19 protein-coding genes and 2 tRNA genes are annotated in these 16,909 nt (G+C 63.7%); 7 read left to right on the forward strand and 14 right to left on the reverse strand.

Translation table 11 applies throughout. The annotated features are described in order from the left end of the window. Window positions 1–49 precede the first annotated feature (49 nt). Genes L2D00_07400 through L2D00_07415 form a run of 4 tightly spaced genes read left to right on the forward strand, consistent with a single transcriptional unit; the run spans window position 50 to window position 3,441 of the window. On the forward strand, window positions 50–280 hold the full coding sequence (locus L2D00_07400) for a BolA family transcriptional regulator (protein WBQ11680.1): 231 nt from the start codon (window positions 50–52) through the stop codon (window positions 278–280). A 33-nt stretch (window positions 281–313) separates the two neighbouring features. Then, window positions 314–646 (forward strand): Grx4 family monothiol glutaredoxin, encoded by a 333-nt coding sequence (gene grxD / locus L2D00_07405; GenBank protein WBQ11681.1) that lies wholly within the window; start codon window positions 314–316, stop codon window positions 644–646. A 22-nt stretch (window positions 647–668) separates the two neighbouring features. After that, window positions 669–1,073, forward strand: a complete 405-nt coding sequence (msrB, locus tag L2D00_07410) for a peptide-methionine (R)-S-oxide reductase MsrB (GenBank protein WBQ11682.1) — start codon at window positions 669–671, stop codon at window positions 1,071–1,073. Between the two features lie 52 nt (window positions 1,074–1,125). After that, window positions 1,126–3,441, forward strand: a complete 2,316-nt coding sequence (locus tag L2D00_07415; GenBank protein ID WBQ11683.1) for a S9 family peptidase — start codon at window positions 1,126–1,128, stop codon at window positions 3,439–3,441. 83 nt (window positions 3,442–3,524) lie between these two features. Here L2D00_07415 and L2D00_07420 read toward each other — a convergent pair whose 3' ends face one another. The 9 genes from L2D00_07420 to L2D00_07460 form a co-directional block, all read right to left on the reverse strand. Further along, on the reverse strand, window positions 3,525–4,316 hold the full coding sequence (locus tag L2D00_07420) for an energy transducer TonB (protein ID WBQ11684.1): 792 nt from the start codon (window positions 4,314–4,316) through the stop codon (window positions 3,525–3,527). Window positions 4,317–4,360: 44 nt separating this feature from the next. Then, the gene (locus L2D00_07425; GenBank protein ID WBQ11685.1) at window positions 4,361–5,896 is read right to left on the reverse strand and encodes a hypothetical protein; all 1,536 of its coding nucleotides are present in this window, start codon (window positions 5,894–5,896) and stop codon (window positions 4,361–4,363) included. A gap of 57 nt (window positions 5,897–5,953) precedes the next feature. Further along, window positions 5,954–6,562, reverse strand: coding sequence for an energy transducer TonB (locus L2D00_07430; GenBank protein ID WBQ11686.1), 609 nt, complete (start codon window positions 6,560–6,562; stop codon window positions 5,954–5,956). Window positions 6,563–6,575: 13 nt separating this feature from the next. Further along, entirely contained in the window at window positions 6,576–6,986 is a 411-nt protein-coding gene (locus L2D00_07435; GenBank protein WBQ11687.1) for a biopolymer transporter ExbD, read from the reverse strand. Between the two features lie 18 nt (window positions 6,987–7,004). Next, the gene (locus tag L2D00_07440; protein ID WBQ11688.1) at window positions 7,005–7,418 is read right to left on the reverse strand and encodes a biopolymer transporter ExbD; all 414 of its coding nucleotides are present in this window, start codon (window positions 7,416–7,418) and stop codon (window positions 7,005–7,007) included. 3 nt (window positions 7,419–7,421) lie between these two features. After that, window positions 7,422–7,943, reverse strand: a complete 522-nt coding sequence (locus L2D00_07445) for a MotA/TolQ/ExbB proton channel family protein (GenBank protein ID WBQ11689.1) — start codon at window positions 7,941–7,943, stop codon at window positions 7,422–7,424. Window positions 7,944–7,955: 12 nt separating this feature from the next. After that, window positions 7,956–9,353, reverse strand: a complete 1,398-nt coding sequence (locus tag L2D00_07450; protein ID WBQ11690.1) for a MotA/TolQ/ExbB proton channel family protein — start codon at window positions 9,351–9,353, stop codon at window positions 7,956–7,958. Window positions 9,354–9,380: 27 nt separating this feature from the next. Continuing rightward, on the reverse strand, window positions 9,381–10,151 hold the full coding sequence (locus L2D00_07455) for a DUF3450 domain-containing protein (GenBank protein WBQ11691.1): 771 nt from the start codon (window positions 10,149–10,151) through the stop codon (window positions 9,381–9,383). A 449-nt stretch (window positions 10,152–10,600) separates the two neighbouring features. Then, window positions 10,601–10,675, reverse strand: a tRNA-Gln gene (locus tag L2D00_07460). Between the two features lie 165 nt (window positions 10,676–10,840). On the opposite strand from L2D00_07460, the gene L2D00_07465 reads away from it, so the two are divergent. From L2D00_07465 to L2D00_07475, 3 genes are all read left to right on the forward strand, one after another. Next, a tRNA-Pro gene (locus L2D00_07465) sits at window positions 10,841–10,917 on the forward strand. A gap of 194 nt (window positions 10,918–11,111) precedes the next feature. Beyond that, window positions 11,112–12,920, forward strand: coding sequence for a signal peptide peptidase SppA (gene sppA, locus L2D00_07470; protein WBQ11692.1), 1,809 nt, complete (start codon window positions 11,112–11,114; stop codon window positions 12,918–12,920). Between the two features lie 318 nt (window positions 12,921–13,238). Next, complete coding sequence (locus tag L2D00_07475) at window positions 13,239–13,565, forward strand: hypothetical protein (GenBank protein WBQ11693.1); 327 nt, start codon at window positions 13,239–13,241, stop codon at window positions 13,563–13,565. A gap of 37 nt (window positions 13,566–13,602) precedes the next feature. Here L2D00_07475 and L2D00_07480 read toward each other — a convergent pair whose 3' ends face one another. The 5 genes from L2D00_07480 to L2D00_07500 all read right to left on the reverse strand — a co-directional run bounded on the left by L2D00_07480 (window position 13,603) and on the right by L2D00_07500 (window position 16,867). Beyond that, the gene (locus L2D00_07480) at window positions 13,603–15,195 is read right to left on the reverse strand and encodes a lysine--tRNA ligase (protein ID WBQ11694.1); all 1,593 of its coding nucleotides are present in this window, start codon (window positions 15,193–15,195) and stop codon (window positions 13,603–13,605) included. Between the two features lie 84 nt (window positions 15,196–15,279). After that, window positions 15,280–15,480, reverse strand: coding sequence for a helix-turn-helix transcriptional regulator (locus L2D00_07485; GenBank protein ID WBQ11695.1), 201 nt, complete (start codon window positions 15,478–15,480; stop codon window positions 15,280–15,282). Then, a complete protein-coding gene (locus tag L2D00_07490) occupies window positions 15,477–16,103 on the reverse strand; it encodes a hypothetical protein (GenBank protein WBQ11696.1) in 627 nt (208 codons plus the stop codon). The genes L2D00_07485 and L2D00_07490 overlap by 4 nt, the downstream gene beginning before the upstream one ends. A gap of 78 nt (window positions 16,104–16,181) precedes the next feature. After that, window positions 16,182–16,592 carry a hypothetical protein gene (locus L2D00_07495; GenBank protein WBQ11697.1) on the reverse strand — a complete coding sequence of 137 codons (411 nt, stop codon included), beginning with the start codon at window positions 16,590–16,592 and terminating at the stop codon, window positions 16,182–16,184. Next, entirely contained in the window at window positions 16,589–16,867 is a 279-nt protein-coding gene (locus tag L2D00_07500; GenBank protein WBQ11698.1) for a hypothetical protein, read from the reverse strand. Before L2D00_07500 ends, L2D00_07495 begins: the two co-directional genes overlap by 4 nt. Window positions 16,868–16,909 lie beyond the last annotated feature (42 nt).

The following is a 16,909-nucleotide window of genomic DNA, read 5'->3' on the forward strand; positions in this document are numbered from 1 at the left end:
CGCTAATATACTAGGTGTCAAGCTGTACGCCATGCCGGAGCGCCACGCCATGCCCATGCCCGCCGACGACATCGCCAATCTGATCCGTGAAGGCGTGCCCGGCGCGCAGGTCGAGATCATCGATCTGGCCGGAGATGGCGACCACTACAAGGCCGTCGTCGTGTCCGAGGCGTTTCGCGATATGCCCCGCGTGCGCCAGCACCAGCTGGTCTACAAGGCCCTGCAAGGGCGCATGGGCGGCGAGCTGCATGCCTTGGCCCTCGAAACCCGCGCGCCGTAAATCTTCCTGCCGCCTCTGCAAAGGACATCATCCATGACCGACCCTGCCACGCTCGACTCCATTCGCCAGACCGTCCAGTCCAACGACATCGTCCTGTTCATGAAGGGCGACCCGATGTTTCCCCAGTGCGGCTTCTCCTCTGTGGTCGCGCGCGTGCTCGACCATCTCAACGTGGAATACGCCTCGGTGAACGTGCTCGAAGACATGAATGTGCGCGAAGGCATCAAGGCCTATTCCGATTGGCCCACCATCCCGCAGCTTTATGTGAAGGGCGAGTTCGTCGGCGGCTGCGATATCATCAAGGAGATGTTCGAGGCAGGCGAGCTGCAGGCCCTGCTCAAGGAAAAGGGTCTCATTGAGTCCTGAAACCCGCAATCGAAAGCCCGCCATGCCCCGACTGAGCCCGGACGAGATCACCCGCCTGCGCGCCGATCTGCCTGAGGAGGTGGATGCGATCGCTTTCCACGAAGGCACCGAGCCACCCGGCTGCAGTCCGCTGAACGCTGAAAAGCGCCCCGGCGCCTATCACTGCCGGGTCTGTGGCGAAGCGCTGTTCTCCAGCGCAGCGAAGTACGAATCGGGCAGCGGCTGGCCCAGCTTCTTCGAACCACTGTCCACCCAAGCCGTCGGCACCAAGCGGGATTTCAAGCTGCTCATGCCGCGCACCGAGTTTCATTGCGCCAATTGCGGTGCCCATGGCGGGCATGTGTTCAAGGACGGCCCGCCGCCCACTGGCCAACGCTGGTGCGCAAACGGACGGGTGCTGGACTTTCGACCGGCACCGGAGGAGTAATACGCCTTCGCCATTGCCGTGAGGGAGCCGGGTCCGCCCGGGCGTAGTGCTCATGTTTACATCATTTGTCCGACTGGTCGCGCCGTTGGCCGGTGCCGCCCTGATCCTTGCCGCCTGCCAGGACGCGCCTGACGCGCCTGAACCGGAGACACGCGCCGACATGAATGCATCCCAGACCGCCGCGCCGAGCCTGTTGGCGCGCGCCCTTGATCTTTCCGCTCCCGATGCCGAGCAGCGCCCGTTGACCATTGAACAGCTGGGCCGGACGCGCGTGGATGAATATGCCTGGATGCGCGATGACAACTGGCAGCAGGTGATGCGTGATCCGTCGGTCCTGCAGGCCGATATCCGCACGCATCTGGAAGCAGAGAATGCCTACTACGCCAGCGTAATGGCCCCGACCGCAGCGCTGCAAGAGCGGCTCTATGCCGAGATGCGCGGACGTATCAAGGAGGACGATTCCTCCTCGCCCGAGCGTGATGGCGAGTGGTTCTACTACAGCCGTTACCGCGAAGGCGGGCAGTATCCGGTCTATGTGCGCCGCGCCGCGGGCCCTGATGGTGAAATGACCGGCGAAGAACAGATCGTGTTTGACGGCGATGCCGAAGCCGAAGGCATTGATTACTTCCAGCTGGGCGCGGTGGAACACTCGCCCGATCATCGCTGGCTCGCCTATGCAGTGGACACGGCGGGGTCTGAATTCTACCAGCTGCGCATCCGCAATCTGGAAACCGGCGAGGACATCGCCACCCTCACCGACGAGAGCTATGGCTCGCTGGAATGGGCCAATGATTCGCAGACGCTGTACTGGGTGTGGCGTGACGAGAATAACCGCCCGCGCCGGGTCTACCGCCAGGCCATCGACAGCGAGACGCGCGAACTGATCTACGAGGAATCCGATCCAGGTTACTTCCTGGGCGTCGGCAAGACTGACGGCAATTCCTGGATCATCCTGTCGGCCAATGACCACACCACGTCAGAATTGCGCCTGTTCGACGCCAATGATCCGGCAGCCGAGCCGCTTCTGGTGTCGCAGCGCGAGACCGGTGTGGAGTATTCCCTGACCGAAGCGGGCGGGCGGATGTTTGTGCTGACCAATCAGGACGGCGCGGTGGACTTCAAGATCATGTCTGCGCCGCTGGAGGACCCGCGCCGCGAGAACTGGAGCGATTTCATCGACCACCGCTCCGGCGTGCTGGTGACCAGCCTGATCGGCTATCAGGACTGGCTGGTGCGTCTGGAGCGGGCCAACGCCCTGCCCCGCCTCGTCGTGCGCCGCTTCGCTGATGACGCCGAGCACGAGATTGCGTTTGACGAGGAAGCCTATGCCCTGGGTGCCTGGGGTGGCTACGAGTACGCGGTCGACCGGCTGCGCTTTTCCTATGAGAGTCCGTCTACGCCCACAGAGATCTATGACTACGACATGGCGAGCCGCGAGCGCACGCTGATCAAGCGTCAGGAGATCCCGTCAGGGCACAACGCCGACGACTATGTCGTACGCCGCCTGATGGCGACGGCGCGCGATGGTGAACAGGTCCCGGTCACCCTCCTCTACCGCGAGGGCACGCCGCTGGACGGTTCCGCGCCAGTGCTGCTTTATGGATATGGCTCCTACGGGATCACCATTCCGGCCAGCTTCTCCACCTCGCGCCTGTCGCTGGTGGACCGCGGGATGATCTACGCCATCGCCCATATCCGCGGCGGCATGGCCAAGGGCTATCAGTGGTATCTCGACGGAAAGCTGGACAAGAAGGAAAACACCTTCAACGACTTCGTCGATGCAGGCCAGATGCTGATCGATGAGGGCTATACCCGCGCCGGCTCCATCGTCGCCTATGGCGGTTCGGCGGGCGGGCTGCTGGTCGGCGCGGCGATCAACCAGGCACCGGAGATGTTCGCCGGCGGCATCGCCGCAGTGCCCTTCGTGGATGTGCTCAACACCATGAGCGACCCGTCCCTCCCACTGACCCCGCCGGAATGGCCCGAATGGGGCAATCCCATTGAGGACGCGGCGGCCTACGACTATATCCTGTCCTACAGCCCCTATGACCGCATCAGCGCCCAGGCCTATCCACACGTGCTGGCCACGGCCGGTCTGACGGACCCGCGCGTGACGTACTGGGAGCCGGCCAAGTGGATCGCGCGCCTGCGCGCCACGCGCACCGATGACGGCCTGACCCTCATGCGCACCAATATGGGGGCCGGCCATGGCGGCGCTTCGGGCCGGTTTGATTCCCTGCTGGAACGCGCCGAGGAATTTGCCTTCGCGCTGATGGTGGTGGGTCTCGCCGACGCCGAAGCGGCTGAAGCCACCGCTGCCGCCAGTGCCGCCGCGCCAGCGGAGGACGCCGCCAATACGGGCGGCTAGGCCAGATTGTCTTTAGGAACAACGCGGGCGGGTCCCATTCAGGACCCGCCCGTTTTTGGTTGCGCAGACCGTCTCAGGCCCCGCTATTCAAGCTGGAAGTCGAGCCGGGTCTCGACCCCGCGGCGCACGACCTCGTCACCGGGGCGGCCCACCTCCATGGCATGGCTCCAGCGCGCCACCGCCGCCAGGCTGGCCCGGGCAAAGCCGGTGCTGTCGCATGCGGTAACCTGCAGATTGGCAGTCCGTCCAGAGGCCAGGATGTCGTACCGCACCGTGCAGGACCCCTCGAGGCCGCGCGACACCTCCCGCTGCGGATGGACCGGTTCCACCCGGCCTGTCAGGGGCGGGATCGAGATATTGACCCCAGGCGTATTGATCGGCTCGACCGTGTACGCGATGGCCGGGGGTGCTAGCGCCATCAACTCGACGCCGGGCGCAGGCTGAGAGGTTCTGGGGATGATTGGTTGGGCCGGTGGCGCGACGACCGGTTCGATCTCCGGCAGCGGATCCCGGACCGGCGTGCGGTCAGGAATATCGAATGAGATGTCGATCTGCGGCACTGGCGCGGGTGCCGGCTCCGGTGCGGAGTCGTCGTGAATCAACGCCAGCATCAGCATGAACAGCCCGGCGGTCACCATGATTGCGAGCACCGCTGACACAAGAAATCTGAACAGAAATGCTGGAGAGATTGAGCGTCCGGCGGCGGCTGGTGATAAAGTGGTCATCAGCTGTCTCCCTTGCTGGGGGCAGGCCCGCCGCCCGCCCACGATCAACAAGAAGACTGATACCCCTTCAGGGCGAATTCGTGGCAGCCACTCCCGCTCCACTTGCTGCGGCGCACAACATGTGACGGCAAAGAAAAAGCCCCGCAGCATGGCCGCGGGGCTCTTCTTGTTTGTGAGGCGGTCAGGTGAAGGCTTCAGCCAGCGGCGGTGGCGGCCTGGGCCTCACGCTCGCTGCGGAAAGCGGCGGCTTCTTCATCATTCATGCCCGCCTCGCGAACCTGCTCGCCATACTGGTTGAAGTAGCGCTGGCACCGTTCGGGGATCGAGCCGAAGCGCACCCGCCCGTCCGCGTCCACTGACCCGGTCAGAACCAGCGAGCGGCGTTCGGATTCGAGGATCAGACGGCATTCTTCGATGAGCACGCGCTCGCGCTGCAGCGCGCGATTGGCCTCACCTTCGATCTGACTGTTGATGAACCGGATCCAGCCCTCGGCGTTGCGCCGGCTGGTCGGGAAGCGGCTCGCCTCGCGATAGGCAGCGATAGCCGATTGCACATTGTCCTGATTATACCGGACACTGGCCAGCAATTCCCAGGCGCGCCCGGTCTCTGCGCTGGACAGGCCGCCCTGGTTCAAAGCCGAGTTGAGGATCTGCTCGGCCTGTCCCCACTGGCGCATCTGGAAGCGGGCTTCGGCAATTTTCAACGCGGTCTCACCGGTCGGACGGGCACGGTTGAGCTGTTCCAGCGGCGCAATGGAGCGCTCGAACTCATCGGCCTGACGCCACATATTGCTCAGGAGGGTCAGGTGGCGTTCGCTCGGCTCGACCCGGCCGGCATTGATTTCACGCTGCAGAATGCTGGCCCCGCGGAACGGATTATTGAAGTGGCTGTAATACGCCACCATCCCGACGATCTCGTTTTCGTCTTCCAGCAGGCCGTTGAGATACATCAGACGCGCGGTCTCAAAGGAGTTCTCCTCCTGATCGAGACGAGCATAGAGCGCCCGCAGATTCTGCCATGACCGGCGCGACGCCGGGAAGGCGTTGAGCATCTCACGCACAACACGCAGCTCGTCCTGCACACGGTCGAGCTGGTTGTAGTAGTATTGCATCAGGCTGAAGTCGCCCTCAGTCTTGCGCGGCGTATTGGTGTAGAAAAACTCCGCATAGCGCAGACCGTCCTGCAAACGCTCGGCCTGGATGTAGGCCTGGGCCATCATGCGCGCCAGATTCGGCGTCAATTCAGCACCAGCTGAAATCGCCATTTCAAGCTGCCGGATGCCTTCATCGATGCGGTCCGTCACCAGCATCATCTGGCCAACATTGGTGCGCATCGTGATGATTTCATCGCGCACCAGCGCGTTGGTCGCAATCGCCGCGAGGAAGTCGTCGATCGCGCGAGGAGTATTGTCATTATTGTAGTAAGCCCCGCCCCTCATACGCAGGACGACAGACCGCTCATAAGGCGTCATCTCGCGGCCCATGACCGCGTTGAGGACAGTGATGGCTTCGGCAAACTGCTCATTGTCCATCAGTTCGCGGGCGCGCAGCACCTGCTCACCGATGGCAGAGGTCATCTGACGGTTGGCAGCTGGATCTTCTTCTTCCTGGTTCTGTCGGCGCTGAGCCTCTGCCGGAGCGACCGAGGCGAGAGCCAGCACAGCCGCCGCAGCGATCATGCCGAACGCGGTGAGCGCGTGCATCGGCAGGGAACGGGCTTCTTGCATCATGATCATTCTCCTTGAACGGCAGGGATGGCGAGCGAAGCAGCGTAAACGCGGCCCGGTCTAGCCTTCCATTCTGTAGTCAAGCGTCGTGCGAACGCCCCGGCGCCAGACGGCGTTACCGCCTTCGATGCGCGGCTCGTACCGCCACCGCTCCACAGCCCGGATGCTCGTCGACTGGAACAGCGAACTGGTGCAGCTGATGACATTGATATTCGTCGGCTGGCCGTCCGGCGTCACGTCAAACTCCATCAGGCAGTTGCCCGACAGGCCACGTTCCGCGGCGCGCGGCGGGTACTGGGGTTCGATACGGACCAGCGGCTGTGCGTCGCGGTCTGACACATCAAAGCTGATCTGGTCGCCGGTCAGGTTCGGGGCATCGAATTCAGGCAGCGCGCCCATGGTCGTGCGCATGTCCTCGCTGGGCGCGTCGGCGGCCTGGCGGGGGATTTGCGGCGGCGGCGGCGGCGGCTCGGCCTGCTGCACATCATCCAGCGTCAGGTCGCGCTGGCGCACCTGAATGTCTTCAGCCACGTCAGAGATGGTGATGCGCAGTTCTTCGGACGCTTCCTCGATGATGACACCCTCTTCAAAGATAAGGATCTGCATCAGCGTAAACAGAAGGAACGTGATAACCGCGGCGATCGGGACGCCAACTATCAGCCTGATCAAGCTTCCCATGATCTCAGAACCCCTGCTCGTCAGTGGATACAGTGACGGGAATGTCCATCTCGATCAGCAATTGCTGGATGTCCAGGACCGTGCCGGCAGGCGCACCCAGATCACCCTGGATCATCGCCTCGGCGCGCGGATTCTCGCTCTGCAGCTGCTCGATTTGCGGGCGCACCTCGGATATATCATAAACGCTGCGGTTGATCCAGATTTCCCCCGCGGCGTTAACCGCGATCAGCATCGTGGGACGTTCGCGCTCTTGCGTCGTGGTCTCCGGGCGTTCCACCTGAATGCCCGGCTCTTTCACGAACACGGCGGTCACGATGAAGAAGATCAGCAGGATGAACACCACGTCGAGCATCGGCGTCATGTTCAGTTCGACGTCTTCATCATCCTGGCGGACGCGGCTTTGTCGGCGAGCCATACTCTTCCTCCTGCCGGACTAGTTGCCAGCGTCCGAGCCCGCAGCACGCGAGATCGACACCGGAATGTTGTTGGCACGCAGCTCGTCCCAGATCAGCACCATGGTGCCATGACGGGCATCATCGGCCACTTCGATCAGAACTGCAGACTGGGGCTGCTCGGCCCGCAAGCGGGACACGGCGGCCAGAACCCGGAATTCACTGGTGGATTCCTGGTTCACGAACACCCGGTTTTCATTGTCCAGCTGGACCAGGATCACCGGATTGTCCGCCGCAGGTTCGTCGCTCGGCGGGGGCGGGCGCATGTCCACGCCTTCTTCCTGGAGGAAGGTGGCGGTGACGATGAAGAAGATGAGCAGGATGAACACGATATCCAGCATCGGCGTCATATCGATGTCGGACTTGTCGCTTCCCCGATTTTTTCTGCGTCGCATGGGTCAGTCCACCTCAAGCTCGTCTGCCAGCTCGTGCACGCGCTGCTTGGCCATGCGCTCGATCTGACTCGAGAGCATAAGACCGGATAGCGCGGCGACCATGCCGGCCATGGTCGGAATCGTGGCGCGGGCCACGCCGGAGGACATCGCGCGGGCGTCCGAGGAGCCCAGGATCGCCATGACGTCGAACACCGACACCATGCCCGTCACAGTGCCCAGCAGGCCGAACAGGGGAGCCACCGCGACCAGGGTCTTGATGAGCTCCACGTTCTGGTCGGCCTTGTGCTTGACCTCACTGATCAGCTGATCGCGGATGGCCATGGCGTGCCAGGACTTGTGGTCGCTGCGCGCACCCCACTCCTGGATCGCCCGGTTGCGGACCCCTTTGTGAGCAAAGTTGAAATAGGCCAACCGCTCCAGGATGAACGCCCACATGATGAAGGTCAGGCCCATGATCCAGGTCAGGATCGGTCCGCCTCTTTCCAGAAACATCTGGAGATTGTTGAAGGCCGTGATGGGATCCATGGGTCTGTTCCTTTAGCCCGCGGACTTCTCTTCAGCGTGGCGCGCGATGATCCCGGCCGCCTGCTCTTCCAGCGTGCTCTGCGCACCGCGAGCAAAGCTCGCTGCAAAGGAGTGGATGAACAGCAGCGGGATCGCCGCGATCAGACCCATAACCGTGGTCACGAGCGCTTCGGAGATACCGCCGGCCATGATTTTCGGGTCGCCGGTGCCGAACAGGGTGATCTGCGTAAAGGTGCGGATCATACCGGTCACGGTACCCAGCAGGCCCAGCAGCGGCGCAACGGCGGCGGCGAGCTTGAGGAAGTTCAGACCAAACTCGAGCTTGGGTGTCTCGCGCAGGATCGCCTCGTCGATCTTGAGCTCGATCGTGCCGATCGGCCGGTCCTTGACATCCTCATAGGCCAGCATGATGCGGCCGAGCGGGTTGGACGAGGACGCTGTCGAACGGCGCTTTTGAGCGTTGATCGCGGAATTGACGCCCAGCAGGACGAACAGGCGGAAAATACCGAACGCAGCCGAGAAGATCAGCAGCGCCAGAATGATCTTGGCGACCAGACCGCCCTGCTCGAAACGCTCCGTGAGCGAGGGCACCTCGAGATAGACGCGCAGCAGACCGCCGCGGGACGGATCGACCGGGCCGGCGACAATGGCACCCGGTTCGGCGTTGATCAGGGCGCTGGCAGCGCTGGTCAGGCGGCCCGGCGGCTGGGTGTTCAGCTCTTCCATACGGTAGCCGGCGGCGCGGTTGGTCGTCTCGACGCGCCACTGAACGAACTTGGCACCATCGCGATCGGCCATGGCGATGAACGGTCCGACACGGGTCACAGCCAGCGGCTGGCCGTCATTTTGACCGACCACGCGGGCGTCATAGGTCACGACCTGACCCTGGGCGCGCATTTCGGAAATCTGGGTGCGCCAGATCTGGTCCAGCTCACGGCGATCCGGGAGCGTGCGTGACTCGGCAAGCTCGCGAAGCGGCTCATGGCGGCGCGGGAATTGCGAGGAAATCAGCGAACCCTCGATCAGGGCAGCAACTTCGCCCGCCGCCTGACGGGCGGCCCCGAACAATTCGCCGTATTCACCCTGCGCGGCACGCAGCTCGGCGTCGAGCTGGGCGATGGCGAGCTGGTTCTCTTCAAACTCTGCCCGGCCGCGTTCTGCTTCGGCCTGCAGGCCGGCAAGCGTGCCCTGGGCCTGACGCAGAAGCGCGGACTGCTCATCGCGGCGCTGGCGGAATTCCGCCAGTCGGCGCTGGTTCTCGGCCGCGGCGTCACGCGAATCGGCGCGAACGCGGTCGAGCAGCTCCTGAATGGAGCGCACAGGCTGGCGCTCTTGCGCGGCCAGAGCCGGGGCGGCGAGCACGCCGGCCCCGATCGAGACGGCGGCGATCATGCTGATCAGTTTTTTCATGGCGGTAAGTCTCCCGTCTCTTTCCAGTTAGCGCGCGGTCGTCGGGCCAGGCAGAGGCGCGACAAACACCTCCGGCGTGGTCACTTCGCGCGCAATGCGGAAGGCGCGCTCCACATCGACAGCCATGCTGCCAGGGACCGGGCGCCATTCGCGATTATCCTGGGTGAGGATTTCCAGGTTTCCGCCGATATTGCGGATCAGGGCCACACGGCCGATCTGAAGCAAGTCGGCGGCCTGAGGCACGCCGTCGATTTCAATCTCTTCGCTATAGGCGCGAAGCGAGCGGCCATAGCCCATCTCGATTTCGTACGCGTTGAGCAGGAGACGGTAGCGCTCGGCGGCCGAGATGGTCGCATCACCCAGAGCGGTCTGAATGTTGTCCAGGCGCTGCTGGCGCACGTCCATCTGGAAAGGAATGTCTTCGTTGATGAACTCTTCGAGCGCAACGTACATGTCCAGAAGCATGGGCGCGAGATCGACCTCGATCGATCCCACCCGCTCGAGCTGGGTGCGAAGCGCCACCAGCTCGTTCTGTTGCGACAGCAGGAAGACCCGCTGCTGCTCCAGGAAGATGCGCTGGGATTCGATCTGTTCGCGCGCGGCCAGGTACTGGCCCTCGGCGTTGTCAGCCGCAGTCGCGATCTGAGTGATCTGCTCCTGGGCTTGCGCGCCTTCCTGAGTGGACTGACGGGCCACACGGAGCGCCTCATCGAGCTGCGCGTATGCGCCGCCCGCGGTGACGAGCGCGGCAGCGCTCGCAATCAGGCCCATGCGGATTGCCTTAAAAGTCTTGGACATTTCTCGCCTCACAGTAGCCGGCGCGAACGGTTGCCCGCGCGCTTCCGTTTCCCTCGCTTCAGTGCGCCCCGGCGGACCACCACAAATGGCTCCCCCCGCGATGCGGCGCGCACCGTGCTCCAATTTGGCCTTTCAGCCACAAAAATAACGTGAGGACACAATGACTGTCATCATCCCCTCGATCCCGCAGCGTTGACCGCTGTCTTGTCTCGTGTGATGCGACGCTAGCATCGGCGGCGCGCATCAATCAACCGCTTAGACAGCAAACTATGTGCCGCCGCGCAGTCCGTCTGAGGGGTTCTAAAGCGCAAGCATTGCCGAATTACGACAAAACCGCGCCCGGTTGCCGTTGACGCTAGCACAGGCACCTGCAGGCAGGAACCCGTAAATTGCTAGCTGGCGTGCCGGGGCAGCGCTGCGCGCTGCCAAGCTCATATGCTGCAAGAAGTTGGCTGGGGCGCCAGGATTCGAACCTGGGAATGGCGGTACCAAAAACCGCTGCCTTACCACTTGGCCACGCCCCAATACCCTGCCGATCCGGCGACGGGCCGCGCTAGATAGCCCGGCTTTGAAACTGATGCAACGTCCTGTGCTGCAACACGCAGGAGCCCGGCCAGACGCCCTGCTTTCACCCTGCCTCAGGGTCATTGCCACCTCCCGCAGCTTTGTCTATACACCGCGCCTCTGATCGGAGCATAGCTCAGCCTGGTAGAGCACCGTCTTCGGGAGGCGGGGGTCGCAGGTTCAAATCCTGCTGCTCCGACCAGCCCTTCTCCCGACCGCCGCGGCCCCTGACGCCCCCACCGGGCGCGCCCGGTGTGGTTACCCGTTTGCAACGCCCGCGCTCCATAATCACGCCCGTGAGGACCACGCGCCTCGACCCGGTTGCGGTGCCGCCCTAGGTTCTGGTTCGGTCAGCCCAGGAACGGGCGGCACGGGTTGAACGCGAGGGGCCTGGGTATGAAACAATTCTGGATGTCGTTGTTCGGCTCGATTGCCGGTGTGCTGATCGGCGTTGTCCTGATCGGTGTCTTTCTTGTGCTGATGGTATCGGGACTGATCGCGTCGGCGATTCAGAACGCGCAGACCGAGGCCGACCGCTCCCTGCCCGCCAGCGGGATCGTGCTGGAGCTCGATCTGCGCCTGCCGCGGACAGACCAGCCGCCGCGCTCCCCCTTCGCCTTCTCCCGCCCGCTTGCTGTAATCGACCTGGCCGACGCGCTCGCGCACGCGAGCGGCGATGACCGCGTGGCGGGTGTGTTCGTGCGCGCCAACGAGTTTGCCATGAGCCCCGGCCAGGCCGAGGAGATTCGCAGCGCGCTCCACGCATTCGCCCGATCGGGCAAAACCGTCACGATTCACGCGCAAGGTTTCGAAGGCGCAGGCGTCATGAATTATTTCGCCGTTGCCGGGACCGGCGAGCTGTGGCTGCAGCCCACGTCCAGCTTCTCGGCCACGGGCTTGGCCAGCGAGACCCTGTTCCTGGGCGGCCTGTTCGAGCAATTCGGTGCCCAGGCCCAGTTCGTCCAGCTGTATGAGTACAAGAACGCCGCCGACATCTATACGCAAACAGGCTTCACCGACGCGCATCGCGAAGTCACGCTGTCGCTCCTGGGCGATCTGTACGACACGGCCATCACAGGCCTGGCACGTGACAGCAACCAGTCGCCCGACGCCCTGCGCACACTCATAGAAGCCGGTCCCTACACCGCCGCCCAGGCTCATGAAGCCGGACTGGTGGACCATCTTGGCCAGGTCTTTGACGCGCGCGAGGCGGCGCGTGGGCAGGTGAACGGAACCGCACGATTCGTCGCGATCGAGACCTATGCCCGCACACCCCGGCGCCAGACCGGTGGCCAGCAGAACCAGCCGGTTATCGCACTGGTCACCGGACAGGGCACCATTGTCAGCGGTGATCCCGCGGTAGGATTTGGCGGAGACGAGGTGATCGCGTCAGACCGTATGGCCAGCGCGATCGACGCTGCGGCCCGCGACTCAGCGGTGCGCGCCATCGTGCTGCGAATCGACACACCGGGCGGCTCGGCCACCGCGTCCGATCAGATCTGGGATGCCGTCATGCGCGCGCGCGGCAGCGGCAAACCGGTCGTGGTCTCCATGGGCAGCGTGGCCGCGTCGGGTGGTTATTATATTGCCGCCCCCGCTGACCTGATCGTCGCCAATGCGGCCACCCTCACCGGCTCGATCGGCATGCTGGGCGGCAAGATCGTGATCGACGGCACCCTGCAACGAATCGGCCTGAACCTCGAACCGCTCGCGGTGGGCGGCGAATACGCGCTGGCCAATTCAGCGGCCACGCCGTGGACTGACAGCCAGCGCGCCTCTTACGAACGCCTGGCCGAGCGAATCTACGAGGATTTCACCACCAAGGTGGCCGAGGGCCGCGACCTGCCCATGGCGCGGGTGCAGGAGATTGCGCGCGGGCGCGTCTGGACCGGCGCTCAGGCTATTGAGTTGGGGCTGGTGGACCGGCTGGGCGGGCTGCAAGACGCCATCGCGGCCGCGCGCGAACTGGCCGGGCTCGAAGCCGGTGAGCCCGTGCGGCTGCGCCGCTTCCCGGCCGAACCCACCCCGCTTGAGGCCTTCCAGCAGCTGTTCGGGATGAGCGCAGACGGTGTGCGCGCGCTGGCACGCATTGATGCGCTCCTCTCCCTGCCAGAAGTGCGCGCGGCACTGGAGGCGCGCGAGCGCCCTGCCGGTGTGCAGCTCACTGCCCCGGATGCCGAAGCACTGGCGCGCGAGCCGGGATAGGCGCTGACCGCCCGTGTTTTCCACATAAGCGGCGCGCGGCACCCCGGCACGAGGGTGGTGGCGATCATTTTTGGTGCATATTGCAGGCTTTCAATGCCATGCGGCGGGGCCAATTCGCACAATTTTTTTGCTGAATCTGGCGGATCACACCCCTCAGAAATCGAATTATTATATTGTTTATAAAGAAGTAATTGATTTGATTGCCATCGCTGAAACATTCTCTTTCGCTCCGTATTCGGATCGGTTACAGTTTTGTGACTGTGCCGTGACGGACTGATGACATTCGTCCAAGCCGTCCGGACTTTGATGGAGAGTGCGATGATCAAATCCCTGATTGGCGCGGCCGCTCTGGCGTTGGCCGCAGGTACCGCTGCCCATGCAGATACGTTCGAATTCGAGCTGGATCGTGCCAGCCTCACCAGCCCGGCGGACGTCGAACGCGCCTATGAGGCGCTTGTGGAGTCCGTGAGCACGTATTGCGCTCAGATTCCGCTCGGTGCCCAGACGCGCGTCGCCGAGGCCCAACAGCGCGCCCGGTGCGAAGTTCAGATGATGACAGTGTCGATCGAGCAGATCGATCACGGCGCGCTTCGCGCTCTGCATCAGACCCGGCGTGGCGTGGCAACGCTGGTGGCGGGGTCCTGACAGAGCGCCGCACGCAGGCCCGGCTGGCCGGATCCGCTCAGGATCCGGCCAGTCTGCCGGCCAGCCCGGCCTCAATGAGTTCAATCGTCTCGGGCAGGCCATACAGCGCCGCCAGCCCGCCAAAACGTGGCCCCTGAGACTGTCCAAGAAGTACCTCGTACAGAGCCTTGAACCAGTCGCGCAGGTTTTCAAACCCGGCGTCCTTGCCCGCTGCATAGACCTCGGTCTGGATCAGCTCGGCATCTGTCTCGGTCGGATCCAGTGCCTGCAGGCGTGCAATCAGGCCTTCCATGGCCAAACGCTCTGCGTCAGTGGGCGCACGATAGACTTTCGTCGCTTTGACCCGATCCTCGTAAAAGCGCAGCGCATAATCCACGAGGCGGTCCAGGAAGGGCTCACGCGACGGATCGGCATCGGGCGCATAGCGCGAAATGAAGCCCCAGACCTGTTCACGCGTGCGGGCGTTAGCGGCCGAGACCAGGTTGAGCATGAGCGCAAAGCTGATCTGGGCACCCACCGCCGGCGGCGCGCCGGCATGGATATGCCAGGCCGGGTTCTCGACCTGCTGCTCCGGCGTCTGGCCCGGATAGGCTTCCAGATGCTGGCGGTACTCGTCCACCGCCTTGGGGATCACGTCGAAATACAGCTTCTTGGCTGTGCGCGGCTTCTGGAACATGTACAGCGTCAGGCTCTCCTGGGGCGCATAGGCGAGCCACTCCTCCACCGACAGGCCATTGCCCTTGGTCTTGGAGATTTTCTCGCCCTGCTCGTCCAGAAACAGCTCGTACACATACTGAACCGGCGGCTCCACGCCGAGAATGCGGCAGATCTTCGAATAGATCGGCGCATTGGCCTGGTGATCCTTGCCGAACATTTCAAAATCCACGCCCAGAGCGGCCCAGCGCATGCCGAAATCGGGCTTCCACTGCAGCTTGGCGTTCCCACCCGTCACCGGCAAGGTCACGTCGGTCCCATCCTCATCCTCGAACGTGATCGTGCCGGCCTTCGCGTCGATGGCTTTCATGGGCACATAGAGCACCCGGCCCGTGCTGGGCGAGATCGGCAGGAAAGGCGAATAGGTCTCCTGGCGCTCCGCACCCAGCGTGGGCAGCATCACTTTCATGATGTCGTCAAACCGCTCCAGCGCGCGCAGGAGCACGCCATCAAACGCGCCCGACCGGTACTGCTCGGTGGCAGAATAGAACTCATACGAGAAGCCAAACCCGTCGAGGAAGGCGCGCAGGCGCGCATTATTGTGCTGGGCAAATCCCTCATGGGTGCCGAACGGATCGGGCACGTCGGTCAAGGGCCTGCCCAGATGCGCCTCCAGCATGGCGGCGTTGGGCACATTGCCGGGAATCTTGCGCATCCCGTCCATATCGTCGGAAAACGCGATCAGGCGCGTCGGGTAGGCATCGTTGGTCAGCACCCGAAACGCGTGCTGCACCATGGCGGTGCGCGCCACCTCGCCGAACGTGCCGATATGGGGCAGGCCGGACGGGCCGTAGCCCGTCTCGAAAATCACCGCCCCGCCTGCCATGCCGAAGCGCTCGATACGTTTGAGCACGGCGCGCGCCTGTTCGAACGGCCAGGCCTTGGCGTCGGCGGCGAGCGCGGCGAGATTGGTCATCGGTCCAGTATGTCCTGTTGAAAAGGGGTGGGCGGGCTGCGAGTTAGGCCCGCCAGCCCGCCCGGTCAACTGGCACCGGCGTGATCAGGCGGCACCCTCTTCATCGAATATGGTCTCGATCGGCTGTTCGAACACGCGTGCAATCTTGAACGCCAGCGGCAGGGACGGGTCGTACTTGCCGTTCTCGATCGAGATAATGGTCTGGCGCGACACGTCGAGAAGATCGGCCAGATGCGCCTGGCTCCATCCACGCTCCGCGCGCAGCGTCTTGAGGTGGTTGTTCATGAGAACCGCCGCGTCACCACCAGCCCCGCCACCGCGTAGAACACCGCAAACGCCGGGAACAGAAACACGGACGGGAAATCGGGCAGACCGGCATGCATCGCCACCAGCCCCCAGACGGTGGCCAGCACCAGCGTGGCGCCTGCGCCGATGGCCGTCGCGATGGTCTGCATCCGGCGCACCATCTCGTCGCTTTCCACGATGAGATAGATGAACGCCACCAGCCATCCGCCGAGCACGCCGATGGGCAGGCTCTGCAAGGCGTCCTTTATGATCCCGGACAGGCCGGGCGCATGATGAACGGACACCTGAACGGCGACGACATACAGAAGCACCAGGGCGATCTGGAAAGGGATCATGCGCAGGGTACGCATCTCTGTCCGTGCCGGGCGGGCGGCGTTGGCGGCGGTGATCGCCATGTGGTTCTCCCGAATCCACACGAAGAACAGTCCCACCGCGCCACCCCCCAGAATGGCGATCATGATCCAGTCTTCACCCTCAGCCAGGGCGAAGGCGAAGGCGATGAAAAAGCCGATGAAGGCGAACAGCAGGATCAGTGCGATCGTGCCGCTGGCCCGGAGGGGGTGCAAACGCCGGGCGTTCGCCGCGTCGGAATTGGAGGTCATATCAACACTCTCTTTCGATGTGGGGTGTGCCTGTGCGGCGCGCCGCGAAGCGGGCGCGCAGCGGCATAGGACGCGATGTCACGCATATCGGCGGCCGAGCGCGAAGAGCGAGACATAGTAGCCCGCTACGGCGATCACGACCGTGAAGGCTGGCTGGACGGAGCCCCACTGCAGCACCATGGTCACCAGCGCCAGGGCGGTGATGATCATCACCGCCCCGCCGCATCCAATGGCCAGCGCCATCATGTGAATGCGCTGTTGAAGTTCGTCGAGGGCCCGCATCAGGACAACAAATTCATAGACCCCGAATGCGAGTCCGGCGACGAGCAATCCGGCGATGATCACCGGCCAGATGCCGCCATCGGGCGTCAGCCAGTCAACGGCGAGCACGCAGGTCATCGCGATCACCAACATCCCCATCGAGCGCCAGATATAGCGCCGTCGGGCAGACGGCGGGGCGGTGTGGGTTTCCGGGACGAGGTTGATCATGCCCGCCGCTCCGCTGCCTCGACGTCACCCGGCTTCGCTTGCTTGGAAAACAGGCGCACCAGCCAGTGGCGGTTGGCGACAGCCGACCAGCCCAGAAGGAAGAGGACGAGCCAGAAGGCTGCTTCGGTGGCGAGCGCGGCGATGATCACGCCAATGACGAAAACGCTGTTGGGCGCATCGAGGAAATAGGCGGCTCCGACCCCGGCCCAGGCTGTGACGACAGCGGCGCCGGCCATTGCCGCAAGAGTAACTCGAAGGGTGTTCATACGTGCCATGACGGTTCTCCTTTGTAAAGCGTCCTTGACCTTGTGACGCAA

The organism is Hyphomonadaceae bacterium BL14, from assembly GCA_027627705.1.
Taxonomy (GTDB): Bacteria; Pseudomonadota; Alphaproteobacteria; order Caulobacterales; family Maricaulaceae; genus Oceanicaulis.

Coding starts and splice junctions, on each gene's coding strand:
- L2D00_07480 (WBQ11694.1), bottom strand. CDS start 15,195: ATGACCAATCTCGCCGCGCTCGCCGCCGACGCCAAGGCCTGGCCGTTC.
- L2D00_07445 (WBQ11689.1), bottom strand. CDS start 7,943: ATGGATCCCATCACGGCCTTCAACAATCTCCAGATGTTTCTGGAAAGA.
- L2D00_07440 (WBQ11688.1), bottom strand. CDS start 7,418: ATGCGACGCAGAAAAAATCGGGGAAGCGACAAGTCCGACATCGATATG.
- L2D00_07475 (WBQ11693.1), top strand. CDS start 13,239: ATGATCAAATCCCTGATTGGCGCGGCCGCTCTGGCGTTGGCCGCAGGT.
- L2D00_07400 (WBQ11680.1), top strand. CDS start 50: ATGCCCATGCCCGCCGACGACATCGCCAATCTGATCCGTGAAGGCGTG.
- L2D00_07500 (WBQ11698.1), bottom strand. CDS start 16,867: ATGGCACGTATGAACACCCTTCGAGTTACTCTTGCGGCAATGGCCGGC.
- L2D00_07490 (WBQ11696.1), bottom strand. CDS start 16,103: ATGACCTCCAATTCCGACGCGGCGAACGCCCGGCGTTTGCACCCCCTC.
- msrB (WBQ11682.1), top strand. CDS start 669: ATGCCCCGACTGAGCCCGGACGAGATCACCCGCCTGCGCGCCGATCTG.
- L2D00_07485 (WBQ11695.1), bottom strand. CDS start 15,480: ATGAACAACCACCTCAAGACGCTGCGCGCGGAGCGTGGATGGAGCCAG.
- L2D00_07495 (WBQ11697.1), bottom strand. CDS start 16,592: ATGATCAACCTCGTCCCGGAAACCCACACCGCCCCGCCGTCTGCCCGA.
- L2D00_07435 (WBQ11687.1), bottom strand. CDS start 6,986: ATGGCTCGCCGACAAAGCCGCGTCCGCCAGGATGATGAAGACGTCGAA.
- L2D00_07415 (WBQ11683.1), top strand. CDS start 1,126: ATGTTTACATCATTTGTCCGACTGGTCGCGCCGTTGGCCGGTGCCGCC.
- sppA (WBQ11692.1), top strand. CDS start 11,112: ATGAAACAATTCTGGATGTCGTTGTTCGGCTCGATTGCCGGTGTGCTG.
- L2D00_07420 (WBQ11684.1), bottom strand. CDS start 4,316: ATGCTGCGGGGCTTTTTCTTTGCCGTCACATGTTGTGCGCCGCAGCAA.
- L2D00_07455 (WBQ11691.1), bottom strand. CDS start 10,151: ATGTCCAAGACTTTTAAGGCAATCCGCATGGGCCTGATTGCGAGCGCT.
- grxD (WBQ11681.1), top strand. CDS start 314: ATGACCGACCCTGCCACGCTCGACTCCATTCGCCAGACCGTCCAGTCC.
- L2D00_07425 (WBQ11685.1), bottom strand. CDS start 5,896: ATGATGCAAGAAGCCCGTTCCCTGCCGATGCACGCGCTCACCGCGTTC.
- L2D00_07450 (WBQ11690.1), bottom strand. CDS start 9,353: ATGAAAAAACTGATCAGCATGATCGCCGCCGTCTCGATCGGGGCCGGC.